General features: G+C 45.0%; 24 protein-coding genes. 4 read left to right on the top strand and 20 right to left on the bottom strand.

Annotated elements, in window-relative coordinates; translation table 11 throughout:
• Positions 1-87: 87 nt before the first annotated feature.
• Entirely contained in the window at positions 88-498 is a 411-nt protein-coding gene (gene msrB, locus A596_RS07595; RefSeq protein ID WP_039913515.1) for a peptide-methionine (R)-S-oxide reductase MsrB, read from the bottom strand.
• Between the two features lie 97 nt (positions 499-595).
• Between msrB and A596_RS07590 the strand changes: the two genes are divergently transcribed.
• Positions 596-1810: a pyridoxal phosphate-dependent aminotransferase gene (locus tag A596_RS07590; RefSeq protein WP_039913514.1), complete on the top strand. Its 1215-nt coding sequence runs from the start codon at positions 596-598 to the stop codon at positions 1808-1810.
• 117 nt (positions 1811-1927) lie between these two features.
• Here the strand turns inward: A596_RS07590 and A596_RS07585 are convergent, their stop codons facing one another.
• The 3 genes from A596_RS07585 to A596_RS07575 are packed head-to-tail and all read right to left on the bottom strand — an operon-like array spanning position 1928 to position 5119.
• Positions 1928-2848 (bottom strand): class I SAM-dependent methyltransferase, encoded by a 921-nt coding sequence (locus A596_RS07585; RefSeq protein WP_039913513.1) that lies wholly within the window; start codon positions 2846-2848, stop codon positions 1928-1930.
• Positions 2845-3987 carry an ATP-NAD kinase family protein gene (locus A596_RS07580; protein WP_039913512.1) on the bottom strand — a complete coding sequence of 381 codons (1143 nt, stop codon included), beginning with the start codon at positions 3985-3987 and terminating at the stop codon, positions 2845-2847. The genes A596_RS07585 and A596_RS07580 overlap by 4 nt, the downstream gene beginning before the upstream one ends.
• Positions 3980-5119: a 4-phosphoerythronate dehydrogenase gene (locus A596_RS07575; protein ID WP_039913511.1), complete on the bottom strand. Its 1140-nt coding sequence runs from the start codon at positions 5117-5119 to the stop codon at positions 3980-3982. The genes A596_RS07580 and A596_RS07575 overlap by 8 nt, the downstream gene beginning before the upstream one ends.
• A 211-nt stretch (positions 5120-5330) precedes the next feature.
• Here A596_RS07575 and A596_RS07570 point away from each other — a divergent pair, with 211 nt between their 5' ends.
• On the top strand, positions 5331-6035 hold the full coding sequence (locus A596_RS07570; RefSeq protein ID WP_039913510.1) for a hypothetical protein: 705 nt from the start codon (positions 5331-5333) through the stop codon (positions 6033-6035).
• 71 nt (positions 6036-6106) lie between these two features.
• On the opposite strand, the gene tusA is transcribed toward A596_RS07570, so the two are convergent.
• On the bottom strand, positions 6107-6343 hold the full coding sequence (tusA, locus tag A596_RS07565; protein WP_039913509.1) for a sulfurtransferase TusA: 237 nt from the start codon (positions 6341-6343) through the stop codon (positions 6107-6109).
• A 48-nt stretch (positions 6344-6391) separates the two neighbouring features.
• Here tusA and A596_RS07560 point away from each other — a divergent pair, with 48 nt between their 5' ends.
• Positions 6392-6856, top strand: a complete 465-nt coding sequence (locus A596_RS07560) for a hypothetical protein (protein ID WP_235425641.1) — start codon at positions 6392-6394, stop codon at positions 6854-6856.
• A 24-nt stretch (positions 6857-6880) separates the two neighbouring features.
• On the opposite strand, the gene rlmM is transcribed toward A596_RS07560, so the two are convergent.
• Positions 6881-7933, bottom strand: a complete 1053-nt coding sequence (gene rlmM / locus A596_RS07555; RefSeq protein WP_039914439.1) for a 23S rRNA (cytidine(2498)-2'-O)-methyltransferase RlmM — start codon at positions 7931-7933, stop codon at positions 6881-6883.
• A 46-nt stretch (positions 7934-7979) separates the two neighbouring features.
• Entirely contained in the window at positions 7980-8204 is a 225-nt protein-coding gene (locus A596_RS07550) for a YheU family protein (protein WP_039913507.1), read from the bottom strand.
• Positions 8205-8346: 142 nt separating this feature from the next.
• Between A596_RS07550 and A596_RS07545 the strand changes: the two genes are divergently transcribed.
• Entirely contained in the window at positions 8347-8883 is a 537-nt protein-coding gene (locus tag A596_RS07545; RefSeq protein ID WP_039913506.1) for a glycine cleavage system transcriptional repressor, read from the top strand.
• A gap of 48 nt (positions 8884-8931) precedes the next feature.
• On the opposite strand, the gene A596_RS07540 is transcribed toward A596_RS07545, so the two are convergent.
• From A596_RS07540 to mshL, 13 genes are all read right to left on the bottom strand, one after another.
• The gene (locus tag A596_RS07540) at positions 8932-9348 is read right to left on the bottom strand and encodes a DUF2721 domain-containing protein (RefSeq protein WP_039913505.1); all 417 of its coding nucleotides are present in this window, start codon (positions 9346-9348) and stop codon (positions 8932-8934) included.
• A 26-nt stretch (positions 9349-9374) separates the two neighbouring features.
• The gene (locus A596_RS07535; RefSeq protein WP_039913504.1) at positions 9375-13295 is read right to left on the bottom strand and encodes a PA14 domain-containing protein; all 3921 of its coding nucleotides are present in this window, start codon (positions 13293-13295) and stop codon (positions 9375-9377) included.
• A gap of 12 nt (positions 13296-13307) precedes the next feature.
• The gene (locus A596_RS07530) at positions 13308-13805 is read right to left on the bottom strand and encodes an MSHA biogenesis protein MshP (RefSeq protein ID WP_039913503.1); all 498 of its coding nucleotides are present in this window, start codon (positions 13803-13805) and stop codon (positions 13308-13310) included.
• Positions 13795-14589: a PulJ/GspJ family protein gene (locus A596_RS07525; protein WP_039913502.1), complete on the bottom strand. Its 795-nt coding sequence runs from the start codon at positions 14587-14589 to the stop codon at positions 13795-13797. Before A596_RS07525 ends, A596_RS07530 begins: the two co-directional genes overlap by 11 nt.
• Before the next feature lie 32 nt (positions 14590-14621).
• On the bottom strand, positions 14622-15077 hold the full coding sequence (locus A596_RS07520; protein ID WP_039913501.1) for a type IV pilus modification PilV family protein: 456 nt from the start codon (positions 15075-15077) through the stop codon (positions 14622-14624).
• Complete coding sequence (locus A596_RS22650; protein ID WP_084128134.1) at positions 15061-15474, bottom strand: pilus assembly FimT family protein; 414 nt, start codon at positions 15472-15474, stop codon at positions 15061-15063. Before A596_RS22650 ends, A596_RS07520 begins: the two co-directional genes overlap by 17 nt.
• Positions 15475-15507: 33 nt before the next feature.
• Positions 15508-15936, bottom strand: a complete 429-nt coding sequence (locus tag A596_RS23790; protein ID WP_039913500.1) for a type II secretion system protein — start codon at positions 15934-15936, stop codon at positions 15508-15510.
• A 177-nt stretch (positions 15937-16113) separates the two neighbouring features.
• Complete coding sequence (locus A596_RS07510; RefSeq protein WP_160280106.1) at positions 16114-16587, bottom strand: hypothetical protein; 474 nt, start codon at positions 16585-16587, stop codon at positions 16114-16116.
• 51 nt (positions 16588-16638) lie between these two features.
• Positions 16639-17859 (bottom strand): type II secretion system F family protein, encoded by a 1221-nt coding sequence (locus A596_RS07505; RefSeq protein ID WP_039913497.1) that lies wholly within the window; start codon positions 17857-17859, stop codon positions 16639-16641.
• A gap of 55 nt (positions 17860-17914) precedes the next feature.
• Complete coding sequence (locus A596_RS07500) at positions 17915-19633, bottom strand: GspE/PulE family protein (protein ID WP_039913496.1); 1719 nt, start codon at positions 19631-19633, stop codon at positions 17915-17917.
• A 24-nt stretch (positions 19634-19657) separates the two neighbouring features.
• On the bottom strand, positions 19658-20944 hold the full coding sequence (locus A596_RS07495) for a tetratricopeptide repeat protein (protein WP_039913495.1): 1287 nt from the start codon (positions 20942-20944) through the stop codon (positions 19658-19660).
• Complete coding sequence (locus tag A596_RS07490) at positions 20941-21861, bottom strand: ExeA family protein (protein WP_039913494.1); 921 nt, start codon at positions 21859-21861, stop codon at positions 20941-20943. Before A596_RS07490 ends, A596_RS07495 begins: the two co-directional genes overlap by 4 nt.
• Before the next feature lie 35 nt (positions 21862-21896).
• Entirely contained in the window at positions 21897-23735 is a 1839-nt protein-coding gene (gene mshL, locus A596_RS07485; RefSeq protein WP_084128132.1) for a pilus (MSHA type) biogenesis protein MshL, read from the bottom strand.
• Positions 23736-23746: the final 11 nt, after the last annotated feature.

Here is a 23746-nt window from a genome sequence, read left to right as displayed (position 1 = left end):
AACACTTGTTAACAAATGCAAACCGGCCCATGCAATTGTGCAAAGACTATGAAACCTTAAGATTCCCGGGGTGACCCCGGGAGACCATTACTTTTTATCCTGTTCGTCAGGTACAAAAAGAATGGAGGCGGAATTGATGCAATAGCGCAACCCGGTAGGTGCAGGGCCATCGGTAAACACATGTCCTAAATGGCAGTCACAATTGCGGCATACAACTTCAGTACGATGCATTCCATGGCTGGTATCCAGTAACTCCCGTATCGCCACTTTATTTACCGGAGCATAAAAGCTGGGCCAACCACAGCCGGCATCGAATTTGGTATCCGCATCAAACAGCAGTTCGCCGCAGCAACGGCAACGGTAATCACCCGCGTTGAATTCTTGCCAATATTCACCTGTAAAAGGCCGTTCTGTGCCTTTTTCCCGGCAAATCCGGTACTGCTCGGGAGTTAGCGTTTCGCGCCAGTGGTTATCATTAAATTTTTCGTTGGCAGCCATAAGGATTTCCTTGACAGATCAACTAGTTAAGGTCGATTATTCGTGTGTTTTTCAACCGCATTCACGCATTACCCGCAATCAAGGCATCTTACTGCAAATGAACCCAATTAAGAAATCCGACAAACTCAACGGAGTTTGTTATGACATTCGCGGCCCGGTACTGGAGCACGCTAATCGCCTCGAAGAAGAAGGCAACCGCATTCTGAAACTGAATATTGGCAACCCTGCCCCGTTTGGTTTCTCGGCGCCGGATGAAATCATCCAGGACGTCATCCATAACCTCGCCAACGCCGAAGGTTATACCGCCTCCAAAGGCCTGTTTGCCGCACGCAAAGCGATTATGCACGAATGCCAGCGCCTTGATATTCCCGGTGTTGAAATCGAAGATATTATTCTGGGTAATGGTGCCAGCGAGTTAATCGTTATGGCCATGCAAGCGCTACTGAACAATGGTGACGAAGTATTAGTCCCCGCTCCGGATTACCCGCTCTGGACTGCCGCTGTAAATCTGGCAGGAGGTAAAGCCCGCCATTATTTGTGCGACGAACAATCCGATTGGTTCCCGGATCTTGCTGATATCGAGAGCAAAATTACCGATAGAACCCGCGGCATTGTCGTGATCAACCCCAACAATCCGACCGGTGCGGTTTACAGCAAAGAATTATTGGAGGCGATTGTTGAGCTCGCGCGCCGCCACAACCTGATTATTTTTTCCGACGAAATTTACGGCAAAATCCTCTATGACGATGCGGAATTTATCCCGATGGGTCGCCTGGCACAGGATGTTCTCTGCGTAAGTTTTAATGGCCTTTCCAAAGCCTATCGACTGGCGGGTTTCCGTTCGGGCTGGATGGTTATCAGCGGAGCAAAACACCGCGCCCGCAGTTATATCGAAGGCCTGGAAATGCTTTCCTCTATGCGCTTGTGCGCTAACGTACCGGCAATGTATGCCGTACAAACGGCGCTTGGAGGCTATCAAAGTATTAATGAATTAATTATTCCCGGTGGCCGTTTACGCGACCAACGCGATACCGCATTGAGAGCCATCGCGGAAATTCCGGGACTTTCCTGTGTAAAACCAAAAGGTGCGTTGTACTTGTTCCCCAAACTGGATTTGAACATGTACAAAATTAAAGATGACCAGCAAATGATTCTGGATTTCCTGTTGCAAGAAAAAGTATTGCTTGTACAAGGCACTGCGTTTAACTGGCCAAACCGCGACCACTTCCGCATTGTGTTTTTACCGCGCGAAGATGACCTGACCAAAGCGATTCAACGCTTCGGTAATTTCCTGTCACGCTATTCGCAATAATTTTTTTGATGCACATCCAGGTCACATAAAAAAACCAGCTGAGAGCTGGTTTTTTTTCACCGATAAGGTGTAGTCCTGATTTTCGGTCACTATTCGAAATAAAGACCTCGCGCCCTATCAAGCATCCAACCGATACACGAGCAGCTTCAACTGCTGCCCGGGATGTACATCGGGAAAATCACTATGGGGTTGCAAGCGCTCAACAAATTTTGCTGCAGGGCAGTTATCTTCGAATGCTTCCATTAAGAAACCTTCGCTTAATTCCGGTGCATTCAAACAAGCAAGCACTAATCCACCGCCCGGCATTAATTCGAGCAAACGACGGATCACTTTTGCATAATCCTTTTCTGCAATAAAACTACCTTTTTGGTAAGACGGCGGATCGATAATCACCAGATCAAAAGGGCCACGCTTTTTAATTCGCCCCCAGGATTTAAGGATATTTTCGGCTAGAAATTCACTGCGGGTTTTCTCAAGGCCATTGCGTTGATGGTTGCTACGACCAAGGTTTAATGCAGCGCTACTCATATCTACATTAACTACAAGTTCTGCTTGTGCAGCGACTGCAACAACTGAAAACGCACAAGTGTAAGCAAATAAATTTAGAATACGTTTTCCAGGCGCATTTCTTTCTACCCATGACCGCCCTGGCTCCATATCAAGGAAAAAACCACTGTTTTGCTGCTGTGCGAGGTGAAGGGAAAACTCCAACTTACCGCGGCGCGCACTACAGTGCTCAGGCAAAGATCCCCACAAAATTTCACTTGGTGCACCGGCTATATACCGACGCTGCACAAGCAAAGCGGTCTTTTTTTCATCAAATAAAACACGCGATCCAATAAGTAACTCGGCCAGCCAACCGTGCGGTGGCTCGGAAAATAATGTGAGCAGAATTACTGGCTGGAAAAAATCGACAGTGACGAATTCCAGCCCTGGAAACACTTGTCCACGGCCATGGAAAACACGATAACTATCAATTATTTCACAAGTGCGAATCTTTTCTGCAAGAAGTTCCAGGCGATCAAAAACCACATTCATGATTGTTTTCCTGTAATGGTATAACCCACTGGATACATAATAGTTTCGTTATATCCGGTGATAACGCGAGTGTAACCACTAAAGGATTGATCCAACTGGAGATCATTGGTATCGACTAGTAATGGACGCCCATTAAGCGCAAGTATTTTCCCGCGCGCGGCAATAATAATGATATTTTCCTTACCAACACGCTTTAAAATATCCGGTGTGAATTGCTGGTTGCCTCGCCCGAAAATATGGCCCTGCCCACCAATGGCAGTAACAATTATTTTTACCGACCCCAAAAATTTCTCAAGGTGGGAAATAATTTGTGGCGCACTGACATCCACTGCAATCAACTCATTGTTAAGTAAAATATCTACACCGAGTAAACTGCCATCCAAACCCAATTCTGCAAGAAATAAATGGGTGGTGGAACCAGGGCCAACGAGATACAGGGTATCCTGCTGAAGCTGCTCAATCATTTCCTGCGCGACATCCAGTTGCGCCAATTCATCACGCTCTGTACCAGCATTTTTTACTTGCTGTAAAAACTGTGAATCCTCCGGCACTAGCAAGGTCCCATAAAAACGTGCACGCACCTGTCCATTGCGGAACGCATCTTCATCAATATCTTTTACATCACGCTCAGCAATATTAACCAATTGCCCCGTTAATAATTGCTTAACAATTTCACCCGCTGCTTCCGGGGAAATAGCATAAACACCGGAATGCATTTTCACACCGGATGGGACACCCAGTACAGGTTGGCGAGTGCCAATAACATCAGCTATTAAACGAGCAGTTCCATCACCCCCCGCAAATAAAATTAAATCCACCGATTCATTCATTAATGCAGTAGCAGCGGCGCAAGTGTCTGCCGCTTCGCTTGGTTGATGGTGCGCCACACCAATAATGCTGGTATGAAAACCCGCATCACGCGCACAATTTTCACCCATATCGCCCGCAAAACAAAAAACCTGGATTTGATCGCGAAACGGCAATAAAAACTGTAATGCCCGAGCCATTCGTTGAGGCGCACGTATTTCCGCTCCACGCGCTAACGCTTCTGTGCGAATAGCTTCACCATCAGAACCTTTTAAACCAACACTTCCGCCCAACCCTGCATAAGGATTAATAATTAGCCCTAACCTAAACACAACGAAAACCTAATATTTGTAACCAGCGTTTATCCGCTTCACTAACTGACTCCAAATGCACCTGGTAATTATGGAATTCGCGGCGCTTGGGATAATGCTTGCGCAAATTATCAAACCCTTCACCGAATTTTATTTCACCAGCCAATGCTTTTCGCGCGGTTTCGCGCAAACGTGCGTCGTCAGCAACAATGTCATAAACTTGTTTAATGAGCGATTGGGCAATTTCAAAAACCGTTCTGTTTTCATCATCAACACGCAACTGATTATTTTCCAGCGGAGGAACAAGTGCGGCAAGCGATGCCTTAGGTTGGGTATCGATATGCTTACACAAAGCTTGATAAACGATCTCAGTTCCGTTGAGTTTTCCGTCATAGCTATAACCGGCAATATGCGGACTCCCCAATAAAACCTTGTCGAGCAATTCCAGCGAAATATCCGGTTCGGGTTCCCAAACATCCAGCACTACGCGGAGGTCCGGGCGAGCATTCAGAATTTCAAGCAATGCCTGGTTATTAATGACCGCGCCGCGCCCTGCATTGATCAATACAGCATCGGGTTTTAATTGTGATAATTCTTTATGGCCTAATAAATGAAAGCTGGGGTATGGGCCGGTTACCACTAAAGGCGTGTGCATACTGATCACATCACATGCCAAAACCTCCTCCAGAGTGGTAAGGTCAGGATTTTGCACAGGCGATAAATTCGGGTCATAACAACGGACATCAACTCCCTGGGCCTTCAGGCGCTTATACAAAAGTCCTCCCACATTACCGCAACCAATGATCCCGAACTTAACCGGTAACCAATTAATATCCAGGTGACTTAGCGCTGCATACACGAACTCCACAACGGAATTGGCATTACACCCGGGGGCGCTTGACCAGCGAATACCCTGAGCAGAAAGATATGCCTGATCGAGATGATCTACCCCAATCGTACAAGTGCCAACAAATTTCACGTTGCTTCCGGCGAGCAGCGCCTCATTGACCCTGGTTACAGAACGAACAATTAATGCGTCAGCATCTCGCACATCAGCGGAGCTCAAGGTACGCCCCGGCAGGCAAGTAACTGTACCCAGGCGACTGAAAAACTCATTGACCAGCGGTATATTCTCGTCCGCAACTATCTTCATAAAAACTCGCTTACATCCAAAAAAATAATCTCTATAGATCAAAACTACAGAAAGAATAAACTGTCGATAAACTCAGGGAATAAAAAAAATGCCCATAGCAGTTGTGCTTTAGACATTTAGCATATACTTTATATAGTGATGGTGACGTTAAAACCATTGTCCGGCGTCCGGTTTGTTGATCCGGCTCAGCCTCACTTTAGGGGGTGGTATTATGAAGACCTCGCACACTGGCCACAACATGGATAATGTGGTTGATCTCTTCACCAGGAAAACCTATTCAGCCCTGCACGATGAGCGTTTTATCCGCCTTGCTCCTGAACTGGACGGGCTGGAAATGCTCTACTCCAACGATACCAGCTCCGAAAAACTTTACAGCCTCAAAATCCTCTGCTGGGGCCTTAGAGCCAATGGCGAAGTAGTGGGTTTGGTTCCCTGGCTAAATGATATTGTCCCCTGCCCTGATTTGTGCGATCCGCTCAATGGTCATTGGGAAGGTTATTATGATCCGGGCATTGATGAGTTATTTTTTGAAGCTCCGATGCACAAGATCATCGAACTTGAAACGGCAGCGGAATACTACGAAGTGCAATGCGATAGCGGTGATGATGTTATCCAGGAGCTACCAGACACTATAGGTACCCATGCAGTTTTAGCAGTTCCTGATAACAAGCGTTTGTCGCTCGTTGAGGTTGTCAGCTGGTGCCTGCATTATGATGGCAGCGTATACGCGATGATCAGCGACCCCAACAAGGTCATTAGCACTCCGGTTTTGCCGGGTGATGAATCCTTGTACGAAGCTCAAGCCAGTGAACAATTTCGCTATTTTTTCCAGCATCAAATTGCGAACAAAATTAAAGCTGAAGATCCTGAAGCGTTAGCCGCAATTTCATTGCTGGTTGATGGAATGCAAACCTGATTTATTGTAATTTCACAGTTTGAAAAAATAACGCCGTATTGGCGGCGTTATTTTTTTTAAGTAGCATTACGCTATTTATTTTTACGAATGTAATAAAAATATTGCGCCTCTGTTTTTTTCTGCCCGACCAATTCATGACCAAGAAATAAACAGAACTTGGGAATATCACGCTGTGTTGACGGATCCGTTGCAATCACTTCAATTAAATTTCCAATCGCCACCTCTTTGACTGCTCTGTGTAACATCATTACCGGCTCCGGGCAAAGCAAGCCAGAAGTATCCAAAGTTTTATCAATTTGTTCATTCATAGTTTTAAATCGTCTATAAAAATTCCTGCAAATAGCAAAGCGATTGCTATGATTAGATCAATGGAAAAAATAGAGTCAGGAGAAGATTTCACCACCGAGGAACATTATTTGATGTCCCGGAAACCGATAAACGATTATATGCCCTCTGATTTTTTTAGTCGCCAGGCGCTGGAGCTTACATTTCGCCTGCTTCACAACAACCACCCATTGTTAGCCCACGCAGTAAAGCAAACCATCGACTCTACTACAGCAGTCTCTTTTGAAGATCTCCAATCTGCATACACGGGCGAAATGTTACTCAATAAAGATGTGCTTAAATCCCTTAAAGCCCACACTATCGGTAAAATTGTTGCTGTACTCACCGCGATAGGTGAAGAAGCACTCAAACAACATAACCTTCCTCCCAGCCACATGACGCTGTTGCGTTCATTGATTGAGGATTGGGTAACGCTGACTGAGTGGGTTTTGCAACATACCGCTGCCGATACCGGTGACCGTACCGCTTATCATTAAATCCGATAATGGCTCGTCAGGAAATTAAAAAACCCGCAAGTGGCCAGTCACCTCTTCACGATCGTGATAAAGTTGTTTGAACTGGATATCCACGCGAAAACCGGCTTTTTCCAACTCATTGCGAATTCGTTCTTCACATTTTTTCACCTCGGCGTAGCGTTGTTTCATTGGCAACTTCAAATTAAACACAGCTTCGCGGCAATATTTTTTGGTGAACCATTTAATAATCATACTGGTTACACGCGCAGGTTTATCCACAATGTCACACACTAGCCAATCTACAGGTTTTTTGGGTTCGAATAAAAAACCATCGCTGAGTATGTGCTGAACCTGCCCGGTTTCCATCAGGTTTTTATCCATCGGACCATTATCAACAGCCTCTACAAACATACCGCGCTGTACTAATTGCCAGGTCCAGCCTCCGGGCGCAGCACCGAGGTCAACCGCGCGCATACTCGCAGCCAAACGAATATCCCAATCTTCCGCCGCAATAAAATGATGCCAGGCCTCTTCCAATTTCAGTGTTGCACGGCTGGGCGCTTCTTTTGGTAAACGTAAACGGGTAACACCCATAGGCCACGGCGATGAATTATTGATTGGACTAACACCTAAATATGCCTGGGTACCCGAGATAAAAACAAGGTGCAAACGCATTCCACTTTTTTGGGAAAAAAGTGATGCTGCACGCAGTGCTTTTTCAAATGGTGCAGTAAATTTTTTGCTCAAACCAGACAATTCCTTGCCTTCATTGGTATCCACAGTTTCAATAAGCAATTCGCGCACTTCTGCTAAATTTTTTGCAGCAGCCAGCAATGGTGTTACGCGATCACTAACCGGTAATCCATCAATCACTCCCGCACAGGCAAACCATTGGCGGGTAAAAATAAATTTACGGAAGCGCAAAATTTTCAACAGCTGCGCAGCACCATCAGGCTCATGGGTAATAAATAACACATAGGCACTGTTGTCCTTGGTTTTACTGTATCCATAAATACCCAGCTCTCCCGCCAGGTCAGTAATTTCCGCCGCACATTCTTTTTCAAAACCGGGTCGACAATGTAAAAATAAATGATTCACAATTTTCTCTTTGTTAATGCTTATCGCAGGTTTCAACCAGTTACTGCTATTCAAGCAACTCGGCATCGCGGCGCGATAAAATACTGACCGATTCACTGGCAGTATCAAAAACCACGACAATTTCCCGACGCCTGAGCTGTTGCTTTATTTGTTCAACTTTTACACCGAGCGAAAGCTCTTCCTCACCATAATCGGTGCCCTCACGGGTAATGAATTCTTCAATCAATCCTTGCAACGCGTCGCTCGATAATTGTTCATAAGGAATAATCATCTAACACTACCAATTTTGATTGCATTTCATTAGATTCGAACAAAGCCGGTATTTCCGACTTGTTCGGGTAATATAAGCGGAGTAATCTTTGATAACCCACTTCATAAACGTTACATCAGCAATTTAACAATAAGGAAGCAACGTGAACACGCAACTTGTATTGACTGTCCTCAGCGATGACCGCCCCGGTGTGGTGGAACAATTGGCACAAACCATCAGCCAACACCATGGCAATTGGCTGGAAAGCCGCATGGCGCAATTAGCCGGCAAGTTTGCCGGCATTTTACAAGTCGCTGTTGCACTGGAACATCAGGACCAACTAAAAGCAGCACTCAACGAACTAAATAGCAAAGGATTCAAAATCGTTGTCGATACTGCGGTCAGTACCGCCAAGCCTGAATGCCGTGAATTCAGCTTTAGTGTTGTTGGTAATGATCGCCCGGGTATTGTGCGCGAAATCGCCCAAGCCTTTGCTGGCCGACATATTAACATGGGAGCGCTGGAAACTGCCTGCTCCAGTATGCCATGGTCCGGTGAACCACTGTTTGAAGCCACTGGCGTAATTGAGGTACCCAAAGCAGTAGATATGAATGAACTGTACGACTACCTGGATAAAATTGCCGATGACCTGGCTGTGGATATCCGGCTGGAGTCGTCAACCGAAAAATCTTATGCATAGATTCCGGGAGCAAAACAGCTCCACACAATAAGGATAAAAATAAACAGCCTAGTGCTGTTTATTTTTACCTATCAATTTAGCATCAAATTTTTCCAGCTCGATATTAATTGCCTTTGTTGAAATATTAACTTCATATAAAGAAAATGTTAACGAAACAACCAAAAGCAATAAACTAACCGCAAATAAAAATTGCCCTGTTACAGACCATGTCAATAACAATGAAAACATCGACATGGTACATAAAACAAATGAAAGCACACCATAAGCCTGCATTTTACGAATTACTTGCACACGCAGACGCAAGTTATCTATTTGACGCACCACTACATCTTTTGAATGGGCGTCTTCAAGGTTGCTTAATTGCCGAATGACATTGGTTAATACAACAAAACGATTTGTGTAGGCCAGCATTAACAATGAAATCGCCGGGAATAATAAACTGGGAGTAGTAATCGTCATTTCCATAAATACATCGTCATGGTTAGTAACTATTAAAAAATTTCACGCCAATAGATTACACGGTCATGACCACGGTAGCTACCGAAACCAAAGCGTGCAGGCGGCAAACTAACATCTGAATAAATATTATCTTGATTCCAATCAAATCGCAGCCAGGGATACGCGGTTAAATCCACGGTAACATTAAATACGCCTTGCGCTGCATTTGTAGGTGCTGAAAAATATTGCCGTGCATCACCATTGATAAAGCTGACCTGTGTTGCATCCATGGAACCATAATTTCCCGTAGTGGTTCCACCTGTTAAAGCTACCGTTAGATTTGCGGGAGTGAGGATGTTACCTGCCCTGTAATTAATAGCACTGCGTAAAATTTTGGTGCAGCTATCGTCTGTATTTTTCACGAAACGATTTCCCAACCAATGTTCTGTATAAAAATTTACAGGTAGATAGGCCGTTTCGGGCCCGAATGCATCATCCAAACGCAAACGGCCATAACGCATGTTTATAGCACTGCCAATCATTTTGCCTGTGCAAGTTGATCCGGAACATATGCCGGTTGTAGTTGCATTCATATCAGGATTTTTTATCAAGCGCCCATCCAATATATCATCAACTCTTAAACCCAACTGTAATGAAGGATAAGGTCCATCTACATAGGGGCTAACAGTTAAACGCCTGAAACCCGCAGCAGGGCTTGTCATGGAAAAAACGCCGTTACTCCAGTTTTTTATAGCACCGTCATAAACTCGCCCACCAAGATCAACTCCACCATCCTGGTTTTCCGCAACATAATTGACCGTTGGCAGATTTGTGTTTGCGGGTAGGTACCCTGCTCCATAATTACTCAGCACAGTATTATCAAGTCCGCGTGCCTGAATAACATAATTCATTGCAAAAGGCTGATCCATATAGGTAAAGGCTGAACAGGATGGAGTCAGGCCAGCATTATTAAGAAAATAATGATCAGGATAAAAACGGCCGGCATTCACCAGTGGTTTTACACTGGCCGCGCCGCCCGTTAAATAATCTCCATCGGCTACACGGGCAGATAATTTGATCGTTCCAACATTATTCCAATTCACTGTCGTGTTGAGGAACTCCCCAGGTGTGCTAGTTAACGAAAACGCAGCATTATTATTAAGCACACCAAGGCTTCCCCCAGTCGGGGTTACAATACTGTCGATATCAATAGCAACATTTTCCGGCACCGACTCCTTACCATAATTAGGCGTGATACTGCCCAATGCGTTCAGAGCTTGCACCCTTACACTGAAGGGTTCGCTAGCAACAACAAAGGCGGTGTTATGGACGTTGTTATTTGCGGGCACTGCCAGAGGAATTATTCTCGTACCGGTTGCATTACGAATATCCGTTATTGCCAAGGAATAAGGTTTGACAATAAATGGATCGCTGGAACCTGCCAGCGTAATTGCGGGGTCAACACCAGAGGCCGCAATCGATAATTGCCCTAACAATCGTATTTGTCCAACATCGGTATAGTTAATTGTAAATGGCGCCTCGCCGGAAGCGTTAAATGTGAGTGTAACTGGTGAATAGACTATCGAAGACGCCGCATTATTATTCCCTTGGATAGATGTTCCCGAGACCCGGAAAAACTCTGTTGCAATATTGCAGGAATTGGGATTTATACAGGTATATGCCATATTTACCGTGCGTGTACCCGCACCGATTCGCGCTTCACACGCACCGGTTGTAGTACTGGTGCGAACAGCCCTTATAATCGCCGGACCATTAACCGCTGCAACTTGTGTTGGAATAGGATTCAATGCTGTATTTAACGCAATTTTCAATCCCGTATCGGCAAATGTAATTGATGAGGCCCCCGTTGCAGTAGTGCTATTGGCGGCAATTGCCAGCGCAGCCGGTGTAGTCTGCTGCAAGTATTTGGTAAAGGATGATTCTGTTCCGGTAAATGTATAGGTAGCACCACCCACCCATACCCCTGTGGCCGGATTTGTAGACATAGTAACTACTGTTCCTGCCGGAGGAGCATAAGCTGCATTCGCTGCATTGAGTGCTGTTACTGTTACTGCTTCAGCCGCGCAAGTAATTCCTGTTGAATTATTAGCAAGTAAATAAGATGCCGGTGTTGTAACACACTCATACAAGCCAGCAGTGGATACCGGTGTAGATCCTTTGGGAATAGCCGTATAAGCGCCGCCCGCCGGCGTTTGCCATAACAATTGCGCAACGGCGTAACCGCCATTTTCATAAAATTCCAATTTAATCGGATATGAATTTCCCGCCACTAAATTAACCGCATTACTTGTGTGGGTGGTCACTGAATGATCGTTCCATTGGTCAATGATTAAATCGCCATTAACCCTTAAACGAATACCGTCATCAGAATTTGTCTGGAAACGATAAACACCGGATTGGGTAATACGCAAATATCCATCCCAACTCACCGAAAAATTATCTGCATTAACACCCGTTGGCCCGGGCGCCCCTCCTCCCCAATCAAAATTAATCGGGCCATCAGAACGCGTAGCCACAACAGTGCCTGAGGCCAGCATATTATTAAAATATTTACCGGTTATACCTGCCGCTAAACTTGTCGAACAGGAGCTCACCGGTGGCTTTATAACAGCCATACATTCATACAAGCCAGATCCCAGGGTTGGTGTTGGCCCTGCCGGAATTGCCACATAAGAAGCAGCGCCCGGAGTCTGCCAACTCAACTGCATAGTTGCGCTGCCAGCATTCTCGTAATATTCCAATACTAATGAATAGGATTGGCCGGCCACTAATGAAATATCTGCACTTGTATCTGTGGTAGGCGAATGGTCATTCCAACGATTAATAATTAAATTACCGTTAAGGTAGAGACGAACACCATCATCGGACACAGTTCTAAAACGATACGTTCCTGACGTTGTCGCTCGCACATAACCGCTCCACCGCACAGAAAAAGTATCAGCAGTAACACCGGTTGGGCCCGGGGCACCGGAACCCCACGTGAAATCTATTGGCCCATCACTTCGGGTTGCAGTTGCAGGTTCAGTTAATGATGTATTGTTGTAATAATTTCCTGTAATCCCGCTGGCAATTCCCGAAGGGCAAATACTTGCCGATGAACCACTACAAGCATTTGCAGGTGTTGACCCGGGAGTGCAGGTTCCATATACCTGAGCACCGTTAGTAACATTGACAGTTGAATAATTAGGAGCAGTTAAATTCCCATAGACAGTAGAATTATTTACGGTAATTGCACCGCTATTACTGCTAATTGAAATAGCGCTTGAGCTTGAACCTAACACGCTGCCATTTTGAATAGTGACAATACTGGATCCCGAAATACTGCCACTCGTCATTGTTACACCGGAAAGCGTGATAGCGTTGTAAGCAGTCATTGTGAAATTACCGGCTATTGTGCCACCCGTAATTGTCATACCGGATTGTGCAGTGGCACCCGCCAATAAATTAGTGCCATTGGTAGTAATCGTATTGCTTGAACTGGTGACCAATCCGCTAACACTCCCGCCGGTTAAATTCACATTACCCGATGAAGTTAAAGCACCATTGACATTAGTATTGATTAGCGTAACAACGCCACTTCCTGCGTTAACAGTGCCATAAATACTACTGGTACCACTGGATGTAATTGTTCCGTAATTTGATATCAAATTAATATTGGCCGATGCTGAACCAATGGTGGTATTACTGCTTAATGAAAACCCATCGTTTGCAAAAATAGTGACATTGGTATTTGCGATAACGATGTCCCCGGATGCCAGACTAACCCGCCCATTGCCGCTACAGGTGTAGGTAGAGCCGGAAACAGCCCAGCTGGTATTGCAAGGAGGATATGAGCCACTGGTAAGGTTGTAGGTAGCAGCATGTACTGTATTTGCTATCAATATGACGGCCAAAATCCACAGCAATAAAATCGCTTTTGATTTTATAAAAAAAAGCTGGAGAGGATTTCGCATCGTTGCATTTTCCTATTCCAAAAAGGCGCCAACCTGAATGGTTCGCACAGACGAATATTCTCCAGTTCCACAAGTTGCAGTACTGGTTAATGTATATGTACTCGCAGTAACGCCAACTGCGGCAGTTGCTAAATAATTTGCGCCATTGCTGGCGTTGCAAGCGCTTCCGTTTCTATAAAGACATTGGCAAGCAACTTGTGCGACGCATGCTTGTAAGCCATTTACTCCTGCAAAATTATGGTTAATCGCAAGATTAGTGCAGGTATTATCTGTAGTTTGTCGATTTGCATTTGCCAGAAACAGCGCCTGCATACCCCGTTGCGCACCGCTTTCCGCAGCATAGAATGCTTGCACGTTAATAAGCTCCTGGATACTGGATGTTTGTGTTTGCATACTGGTACGTGAAATTGTTAACGCCAGCGCCCCCATTACCACAATAATAAAAATTGCCAAGGGTAATAAAAACCCGCGCTGCTCACGATAGGGATAGAATTTGCGCTCAAGGTACATTACGAATCAACACTCCCTGAGTGAAATTAATAGACTCGCCCCCACTTGAAAATTTTAAAGCAATATTGATACGGGTATTGCGATTCTCACTGCCCATTTCCAACGAAAATGGAGCCGTAACCGAGTCGACAACTGCAACATTACGGGCAATTATACTAGCGCCGGTACCGACACTTACCGAAGCACTGGTAATGGGTATGTCGCTATAAAAATGCAGGTCTGCGCCTACCAGGCAAAACGCTTGAGGATCTGCCAACAAATAAAAACGCTTATTAAACGAATTTCGTTGCCAAATTTTCGCAGCCCCTAACTGGACAAGAGTGTTTGTTGAAGCATTATTATAATTCGCACGAGATACATACGGACTGATATAAATTTCATCACGATTCAGCGCACCAATCGCAACATGCCTTGCAGCGCCATAGGTGGCAACACTGGTGTAAGGTGCCACAGCAATTTGAGTAGCGCCCGGAGCGCCATTGGAAGCATCAGGAACCGGATTAAGATAATTCCCCCCGGCAACAATCGGCATAAATTGAATGCACTGGCCGCTGTTGAGAATACGTACAGAGTAAGGCAATGCGATACGCAACTGGCGGGTCATGCGCTCCAACGCTTGGCGGGACGTATTCACTAATACCGCGCGAGCTTGGGTGCTTTGATAGGACTCCGTTGTTTTAACAACAAAAGTAACACCCATAGAAGCCAACACAGCAAGAATTACAATAACCGCAATCAATTCAATGAGGGTAAATCCTTTTGCAGCGATTCCATTATTGCGCATGCATCCCTTCAATCTTCGTACGAAACATTGCATTAAAAATTGGCTCGCTCAGCAGCTAACAACACTGCATCACCCGACGGCGTGGTAACCCTGACTTGAATTAACTTGATTTGCGTCGATGTGTTGGTGGTAACTGTTACCGTACGGTTATAACCCGGATAAGGAGTATCTACTTTCCCGTTGTAATCATCCACATCATTCATATTGGCATCGGTGGTGTTATTACACGCGGTGCACGCAGGAACACCACCGGTTGGTGTCATTTCATCGTACTTCAGGGATAAAATTTCATCGAGCCGGGATTGCGCTGCTTCCAATGCGCGGGTACGAATAAGCGGGTCAACATTTCGCTGGGAGGCCTGCCGATAAACACCAACCAGGGCTGCCATTGCAACACTAACTACAACAATAAACACAACCATCTCAATCAAGCTAACGCCTGATTCAGGTTTCTTTTTTGAAAGGAAAAAATTAGTTTGCAAAGGCATAGCCACTTGTCTCAACCCTTACGGTTGCACTTACACCACTACTATTACCAGATCCTGTTACAACAATATTCGCTGCAGTTGTTCTACCGAGCCTGTCATAACTCAATGTTACTACTGGTGAGGCTGTAACCCCGCGAGCAAACGTTGATACCCTTATGGGATTACCGTTGCGATTGACACTGACTGCAGTAGAAGCTACCACCAACGTAATACCTGGTCGCATCATGGCTTGTTGTTGGGCAAAAAATAAAGCCGCGATGAGATCATCGCGGCTTGATTGAACAGGTGCAGTTCCTGTGGAACCAATTCGGCTAAATAATGAGATAGAAATGACTCCGATCAAAATCATGACCGTGATTAACTCTAATAAGGTAAAACCATGTTCACTCTTTCTCATTAATTTTGAATTGCGTTAACAGCCATAGGGTAATCAGGGATTAACTACACCATAGGCTACAAAAGTTGCCGACTTTCCTTTATAGGTTACTGTACAAGTAGAAGCGCCCCCTTCATTAGCGACTCCACCGCCAACAGCTGCACCAGCCAGAGGAGTACCATTACCAGCGATAATCGCATAATCAGAAGACGGCAACGCTCCCCCTTCTAACAAGCCTGCGACAGCTTCACAGGTCGCTATTGGTGTTGGAGTCGGACCTGCAAGCCCCGCATCTTTTGCAATATTGTTCGCGTGATTTAATGCTGCAGCACTCGCCAGGGCTCCCGCCACACCTTTAACGGCCGCATCTTCCGCTGCATCCGATAAATCAATAAAGCGAGGCAAAGCGGTAGCCGCCAAAATGCCCAAAATAACAATGACAGCAATTAACTCAATTAACGTAAAACCAGATTGTTGTTTCATAATTAACGCTCCAACTTAAATCATGAGGTAAGTGATTGCAGGGAATTGCAAAAAAAGCAATCTATGCTTCCATGACATTTACAATTCACTCAGGTTGCAAAAAAACATTCAGTGTAGGGGAAATATAGCTAACACCCTCGAAATTACCAGTTTTTAAACTAATTAAAATTTAAACACCTACCTGTTAATAGCTGAAAATAACAATCGTCCGCTGAGCGGGAAATAATCAAAAAATGCTTCGCCGCTCACTAGTTCATAACGACAGTGATTCAAATAAGCAAAAGCTCTGTATTTATCTTTACTTATTGAAAATTGGCCAGTAGAGATAGGTGCCGGATTTTGGAGCAACACCTGCCATAACTGATAACAATCATCGTCCGAAGGTTGAAAATTATCAGAAACAGGGGTGACGACGGAAACTGGCCACCCCTGATCAGAAACAAAAATTAATTTTCCGTCAATTGACAGTGCTTTTTGCGTGGATAATGAAGGGGATGTAATCCTTGATGTCAAAAACTCAATGCGCATATTGACAGCAGCAATCATGAAATGATGCGATATAATTTCCAGGCGTAAAATACGCGCGTCTTTTGCTATTAACGTATAACGATCCAACGCGATAAGGGTAACCAGGGCAACGATAGTCGCCACAACAAAATATTCAAACTTTCCCCTGCTGTAACTTTGATTCAAAAAATTTCCTCACTTTTGAATACTGTACATATCCCACATTGGAAGGAAAATTCCCAACGCCAATATGGTGACAAAGCCAGCCATAATGACGATCATGATCGGCTCTATGCGATCACTTAATTGCTTTACGTCGTATTCCACTTCACTTTCATAAAACACTGCAACTTCTGCAAGCAGTGTATCTACTTGCCCGCTCTCTTCTCCCACCGAAATCATTTGCAATACAAGAGGGGTAAACATTCCGCTAACCAGATGGGTTTGATACAAACCTTCACCACGCTCAATACCGGAACGAATGGAACGAATTTTATCGCCAAGATATGGGTTATCAATTGCGCGCGCACTCAATTCCAGTGCAGCCGATATAGGTAAGCCGGCATTTAACATCAATCCAAATGAACGCGCATAACGCGCCAGTGAGGCGCGTTCGATAATATCGCCAATTACAATCAATCGAAGCTTTTTTTTGCCCCACACACGGCTACCTTCCGGCGTATTAACGTAGTGGTATGTCCACGCGATCAACGCCGAAACAATAACAAACAGGTATATCCAGTAATTAACAAAAAAATCTGAAACACCAATCAGGATTCGTGTTGGTAAAGGCAACTGGGCTTCAAATTTTTCAAATAATCCGGCAAATGCTGGTATTACCTTTATATTAATAATGGTAATTGCGATTGAAATGGCGATTAACACAAAGATTGGATAACGCAATGCAGTTTTGATACTTTTGATCGTACTCAAATCACGCTCCATGTAGTCACTGAGCTGCTTAAATACCAAATCAAGACGACCAGAGTTTTCGCCCACACTGACCAAACTAACAAACAAATTATTAAAAATTTTCGGATGTGCACGCATGGCAGCCGACAGTTCCACACCGGCCTCCAATCGCTCCACAATATCATTTAGCGCTCGCTGAAACGCATAATTACGCAAGGAAGCCGATAAGCCACGCAGCCCCTTCACTAACGGAATACCCGCACGCGAAATAGTATGCATCTGCCGGCAAAACATAATCAGCTCCACCGCCTCCACTTTGCCGCGATTGGTAGCGCGTGCGAAACGTTCAGAGAAACTGAGCCGCTCAATAAATGCGTTTATTTCTACCGGAGTAATACCGCGCCCCAATAGCTGGCTGGCAGCAGCATCCTGATTGGATGCATCAAGTTGCCCGGTAATTAAACGCCCTTCGGCATTTCTACCTTTAAACTCAAAAAGTGCCATTGTTATTTACACCACATTTTATTGCTCACTTAAAAATTATCAGCGTGCAATTGATTCAAATCTCATCGACCTGCGCAGAAATTGCCATAACCTCTTCCAGTGTTGTCCCGCCCTCGATTGCATAACCTAACGCAGCCTCACTCAAGGTTACAAAATTCGGCGTTGCGTAAGCTGCTTTGGTAAATCCATTAATGTCATTCATACGCAATGCTTCAGCCATCGGTTGGGTAAGTTCCAGCATTTCAAACACGCCAATACGGCCGCGGTAGCCCGTATTATGGCAATGGGGACAACCGGCACCCTGTTTAAAAGTGATATGGCTAAAATCACGCCCCTTCCCTATGGTGGCCAATAATTGCAATTCATTAGTATCAGGTGTGTAATTTTGCACACAGCTACTGCAAATGCGGCGAATCAAGCGTTGCGCCACAATGGCCTTCAACGCCGTTGCCACCAAATAACCATCCACCCCAATATCCATTAAACGCAATGCAGAGGTGACAGCGTCATTGGTATGCAATGTTGATAACACCATATGGCCGGTCATTGACGCCCGCAATGCGATTTCGGCAGATTCTGCATCGCGAATCTCGCCAACCAATAAAATGTCCGGGTCTTGCCGCAATGTTGCACGCAATACGCTCGCAAAATTCAAACCGATTTTTTCATGCAATTGCACCTGGCTAATACGCGGCAACCGATATTCCACCGGGTCTTCCACTGTAATTATTTTTTTCTCCGGCTTATTTAATTCAGACAGTGCGCCATATAACGTAGTTGTTTTACCGCTACCTGTCGGCCCTGTTACCAATACAAGTCCATGCGGGCGAGTAATGACTTTGCGAAAGCGTCCAATTAATTGTGGCGGCATACCTACGTTATCCAATGGGCGCACACCGTCAGTTTGATCCAGCAAACGCATTACTACCGACTCACCAAACTGAACCGGCATGGTAGAGATACGCACATCAATATTGTGGTGTTTGACTTTAAGATTAAAACGTCCATCTTGTGGCAGCCGCTTTTCAGAAATATCCAAACCGGACATTAATTTCAAACGCACCACCAATGCCGACGCAATGCGTTTTTCATTCATCACCTGTTCAAGTAAGACACCATCGATACGATTGCGAATGCGCAATACCTTTTCGTCGGGCTCAATATGGATATCAGAGGATTTGGTGTTAATTGCTTCTTCAAATATTTTTTGCAGCAGTTTTACAACCGGAGCTTCGCTATCAGTAGCATCCACCGCAAAATCAGCGAGATCTACTGCTGACTCCTGCAATTCTTCATCCAATTCCCCTGCCAGGGTCGCAATTTCACTGGCGCGCGTGTAGGCGATATCAAGGATGTCCAGCAATTCAGATTCGCGCACCACAGCAGGCTTTAAATTTTTTTGTAAGATGCGTTGCAACTCATCCAATCCGAAAATATCGGTTGGGTCAGCCATACCTAATAACAGCCCATCAAAATCTTCGCGTAGCAAGATAACGCGATAACGACGTGCGCTGGTTTCAGGAAGCTTTTGCACTAATTCACGATCAAACCGAAATTGCTTTAATTCGACAAAGGGAATGTTTAATTGAGCTGACAACAAACTGAGCAACGCATTTTCTTCTACATACCCTAATTCCACCAGGGTGGCGCCCAGCTTGCGGCCAGTCAGCTTTTGCTCCTGCAAGGCATGCTGCAACTGGGATTCTGAAATCATATTCTTTTCGACTAATAAATCGCCGATACGAATACGCTTCTGCGAAAAAGTGTTCATCATAAAATGGCTCTGTATAAACGCAAATTATTGCAAAGCAGCCAAGCGCTGCTGGATATAAGTGCGAACCTGAGGTTGCAAATCAGAATAATTAGCTAGACGCAAATACGCCTGTTTTGCCGTTTGTGGTTGATCGAGAGAATCTTGCGCAAGCGCAAAACCTAACCAATAGGCAGCTTTGTCACCTGCGCTGGTTAACAAACGGCGATACAAGGTTGCAGCTTCCTGGAACTTTCCTGCTCGCTGGTATAAGCCAGCGAGCAATGCGAGGTAATTTTCCTGTTCATTAGCTTCCGTTAAATGTGATTCCAACAATTGAATAGCATCCGTCTCTTGCTGTTTAGCTATTGAAATTTTTGCCGTATAAAAATATTGATCTGTTGGTGGAAGATAACTAGCAGTAGCCAACAATTTTTCCATTCCTGTAACATTTCCTTGCGCATTAAAAATATCCAGCAATAACTTTGTTGATTCACGCGGTGTTTTTGCACTGGCTATAAATGCTTGCAAACTAATAATTGCCTCAGGTTCCTGACCTTGCATTAACAATTGCCGCGCTTGCTCGGTTTGGCGCTGGTCTACTGCAACAGCATTGGGTGAAATTGATAAATGTGCATCTGCGGGAATTTCAGTTGTCGCGGGAGTAACTTCTGCTTGTACCCAAGGTTCTCCTGTATTAATGAACGGATCTTGAATACTTTCTGATTCATTCTCTGCCGCGTATTCTTTGTCATCAACAGGAGCATCCTGCACCCGGGACTCGAGAGAGGCAGGGGTTTCCGCTGCAACATACGAGATCGCCACATTGGCTTCTTCAATTGCCGTGGATTTTTCAACAGCTGTCGACAACCGGGTTAACGCAAATTCAAGTGCGGCCAGGCGTTCATCCAATGCATTTACCGAGTGCACAGGTGCAACGTTTGGCCCTACCGTGGTAGCGGACGGATTTGAAGATACAATCCCACCCACTTGAACAATATCCACTTGATTTTGTTCTAGTAATGAATAATCTGCAGGTGTTACCTGTACTGGATTATTTGTTACTGGAACAGCGCCTTCCATATCTCGTGATTCTGACGCACCTGATAACCAAAAATTTTGCTTCCATGCCAGTAACAAAATTATCACAACAAAAAATACGGCAATACTCGGTAGCATAGTCCCGCGAACCGGCCTTACTACGCTGGTTTGCTGCAACAACTCACGCTGTTCATGCGCACCAAAATCCAGATCATTGGCCCGGGCATTGTTTATCCCATCAGACGTTTTTTGCTCCAGGGATAGATCTCGCAACATATCATTCAATAAACTCATGATGCACCGCTCAATAAGCCAGGCGCCAATACAATAAGCACCGCTGCGCCGGCAGCAAGTGATGGCCATAACCAAAAATCGCGCCGCGCCAACCAACGCCCTAACGAGCGGCTTTCAGCTGTATCCATAATTGCGCGCATCATGTGCTGTCGATTGACACGTTCTGCGCCTTGCCCATAAGCGGCCAATAATGCTTTATGCGCAATGACATTAATCAACCGGGGAACACCGGCAGATGCTTTGTACAATAAACCAATTGCCGTCGGCGAAAATAATAATGCGCCGCGATAACCCGCTGAACTTAAACGATAAGACAGATAATCGCCCAAACTGGATTTGGGAATAGTCTGAAGATATTCAGCAAACACAATACGTTGTTTAAGCTGGCGTAAATCAGGTCGATCCAACAATTCGTCCAACTCGGGTTGCCCGAATAAAACAACTTGTAATAATTTACTTTTTTCAGTTTCCAAATTAGTTAACAGGCGCAGGGCTTCTATTGTCTCACGTGGCATTGCCTGGGCTTCATCCACAATCAAAACAACTTGCCGTTTTTGTTGTGCAAGTTCCACCAGGCGCAAATTGATTTCTTTAAGTAATTGATAGGAAGGTATTTCCGGTGAATACGCTATCCCGATTTCTTCCGCAAGAAACCATTTAAGCTCATCAGGTGTTAAATAAGGATTGGGAATGTAAGCAGTAATAAAATTTTCACCCAGGCTGGCAAGCAACTTGCGACTGAGAAGTGTTTTTCCGGTCCCCACCTCTCCCACAATTTTTATGAAGCCTTCACTGTGGCGTAATGCCAAAAGCAAAGTACTCAACACTTCGCGGTGGCTTTGGCTATTAAAATAAAATTGCGTGTCCGGTGTTAATGAAAAAGGGTGCTCGTTTAATCCAAAATGTTGTCGATACATGGGAAACCTCGCCTGCAAACATGTATTAATGTTCGCTATTTGTTTCTATAGGCCTCGCCCATTTGTTGCATAGTGTTTTGTACTTCATTGAGTTGCTCATTCCAGGTATTTTGCTCTACGACTATAGGGCGCAACAAAATAACCAATTCGGTTTTTGCTTTGGATTTTTGTTTGGTGCGGAATAACGCATTAACACCTGGAATATCACCCAATAATGGGCGCTTGCCATTAGTCGCATTCGAGGATTCTGTCATTAATCCTCCCAATACGATGACCTGCCCGCTTGATGCTTTAACGATGCTATCCGATTCACGCACACCACGTAGCGCCAAAGGTAAAGAAAACTCCTCATCTCCAACGGTAAATACTTTCTGCTGATCAGTGACTTCACTGACAACGGGATGGATGTGTAATATCACTTCACCACTTTCAGAAATTTGGGGCGTTACATCCAAGGATATTCCACTAAAAAATGATGACAATTCAATATTGGGTGTACTCGTGATAGCAGCCGCGTTGGCAGTTTGATTGCTGGAAATCCCGGTTACAAAATATTCATCAGAACCCACACGAATTACTGCTTTTTGATTGTTTACTGTGGATACACGTGGACTGGAAAGCACTTGCACGGTCCCTTGTGTTTCTAATAAAGAGAGAAGCTTGGTGATATCCGTCACCTGAATTAACCCGGCAATTGTGCCACCTATTTTTTCCCGTGCAGGAACTTGTGTGGTTACCAGATCACCATTGCTATTAAAATAAGTATAAGTTCTGGTAAGCGATCTAAACTCACCAACTTCAGACGAGCCATCGGTATTTAGCAAAAATCCATCTTCCAGATTTTTTGCGGCCGCTATCTGCCCACTAATTGCCCCCCAGTTAACACCGGCCTCAAAACCTTCGCTCAAACGCACTTCGAGAATTTTTGCCTCAAGAATAACCTGGCGCTTTACACTCAACTCTGATCGCTCCAGAAAACTACGGACTGCGCTCAATTCGTTAGGCATAGCTTTTACGACAATCATACCCGCCTGCGGCGTAACCATCACTGACCGATTTTGACTTTCACCACCAATGATGGAAACAATTGTTTTCTCCAGGGATGACCAGAAATCAGTGCGATTCAACGTTTGTACGCGGGAGCCGGGCGTGAGCGCTGAACCACTACCACTGTTACCATTGCCATCCTGATTTTGTTTCTGCACACTTTCGATCATGGATAGCAAATTGGCATTTTCATTTGCAGTAGCATTGTTACCACCGGAATTCGCATTGGTATTATTGCCTCCGGATGTTTGTGCACGCCCGATCATCACACTGGTGTCAGAAACGCCGACGCGTTGCACATCCAGGTAATTAATTTGAAAAACCTCGGTTCGCAAAGCATTTGCATAAACCGTGTAAATACCACGCTCCAGCTTGAATTCATAACCGTAAATATCACGCGTCACTCGCAACACTTCATCCACAGTGACATTTTTTAAATCCAGTGTAATGCTGCCATTTACTTCCGGGTGCACAACCAGATTGACCCCTGTGCCATTCACCAATCCCAGAAAAAAAGCCTGGGCAGGAACATTTCGCACAGAGACATCAAAGCGATCACGGCTATTTTTTATTGCACCTCCAGTCGCAATAGCCTGATTATCCAGCAGCGTTTTACTAACCTCCCCTGGCACAGCGGCTGGTGTTTTTCGCTGTTCCCGCTGCTGCTCTACAACCTGATCAACTGCATCTTCCGTAATCAACTTTTTATTAGTGTTATTGGATGAACAAGCTATCAACATTGACAGGCTTAATACAATTATCACATGCAGCAACCACCGCGCGGGCGCAGCAAATGATGGCTGATGAAATTCGGATCTGATGAGCATTATAACTGCCT

It is taken from the genome of Cellvibrio mixtus subsp. mixtus J3-8, assembly GCF_000766945.1.
In the GTDB taxonomy this organism is placed as follows: Bacteria; Pseudomonadota; Gammaproteobacteria; order Pseudomonadales; family Cellvibrionaceae; genus Cellvibrio; species Cellvibrio mixtus_A.
This window is presented reverse-complemented; position numbering and strand designations above follow the sequence as displayed.

Bases quoted from the DNA above. Each gene is read 5' to 3' on its own strand.
- msrB (WP_039913515.1), bottom strand. From the start codon at position 498: ATGGCTGCCAACGAAAAATTTAATGATAACCACTGGCGCGAAACGCTA.
- A596_RS07590 (WP_039913514.1), top strand. From the start codon at position 596: ATGAACCCAATTAAGAAATCCGACAAACTCAACGGAGTTTGTTATGAC.
- A596_RS07585 (WP_039913513.1), bottom strand. From the start codon at position 2,848: ATGAATGTGGTTTTTGATCGCCTGGAACTTCTTGCAGAAAAGATTCGC.
- A596_RS07575 (WP_039913511.1), bottom strand. From the start codon at position 5,119: ATGAAGATAGTTGCGGACGAGAATATACCGCTGGTCAATGAGTTTTTC.
- A596_RS07570 (WP_039913510.1), top strand. From the start codon at position 5,331: ATGAAGACCTCGCACACTGGCCACAACATGGATAATGTGGTTGATCTC.
- tusA (WP_039913509.1), bottom strand. From the start codon at position 6,343: ATGAATGAACAAATTGATAAAACTTTGGATACTTCTGGCTTGCTTTGC.
- A596_RS07560 (WP_235425641.1), top strand. From the start codon at position 6,392: ATGATTAGATCAATGGAAAAAATAGAGTCAGGAGAAGATTTCACCACC.
- A596_RS07550 (WP_039913507.1), bottom strand. From the start codon at position 8,204: ATGATTATTCCTTATGAACAATTATCGAGCGACGCGTTGCAAGGATTG.
- A596_RS07540 (WP_039913505.1), bottom strand. From the start codon at position 9,348: ATGGAAATGACGATTACTACTCCCAGTTTATTATTCCCGGCGATTTCA.
- A596_RS07535 (WP_039913504.1), bottom strand. From the start codon at position 13,295: ATGCGAAATCCTCTCCAGCTTTTTTTTATAAAATCAAAAGCGATTTTA.
- A596_RS07530 (WP_039913503.1), bottom strand. From the start codon at position 13,805: ATGTACCTTGAGCGCAAATTCTATCCCTATCGTGAGCAGCGCGGGTTT.
- A596_RS07525 (WP_039913502.1), bottom strand. From the start codon at position 14,589: ATGCGCAATAATGGAATCGCTGCAAAAGGATTTACCCTCATTGAATTG.
- A596_RS07520 (WP_039913501.1), bottom strand. From the start codon at position 15,077: ATGCCTTTGCAAACTAATTTTTTCCTTTCAAAAAAGAAACCTGAATCA.
- A596_RS22650 (WP_084128134.1), bottom strand. From the start codon at position 15,474: ATGAGAAAGAGTGAACATGGTTTTACCTTATTAGAGTTAATCACGGTC.
- A596_RS23790 (WP_039913500.1), bottom strand. From the start codon at position 15,936: ATGAAACAACAATCTGGTTTTACGTTAATTGAGTTAATTGCTGTCATT.
- A596_RS07505 (WP_039913497.1), bottom strand. From the start codon at position 17,859: ATGGCACTTTTTGAGTTTAAAGGTAGAAATGCCGAAGGGCGTTTAATT.
- A596_RS07500 (WP_039913496.1), bottom strand. From the start codon at position 19,633: ATGATGAACACTTTTTCGCAGAAGCGTATTCGTATCGGCGATTTATTA.
- A596_RS07495 (WP_039913495.1), bottom strand. From the start codon at position 20,944: ATGAGTTTATTGAATGATATGTTGCGAGATCTATCCCTGGAGCAAAAA.
- A596_RS07490 (WP_039913494.1), bottom strand. From the start codon at position 21,861: ATGTATCGACAACATTTTGGATTAAACGAGCACCCTTTTTCATTAACA.
- mshL (WP_084128132.1), bottom strand. From the start codon at position 23,735: ATGCTCATCAGATCCGAATTTCATCAGCCATCATTTGCTGCGCCCGCG.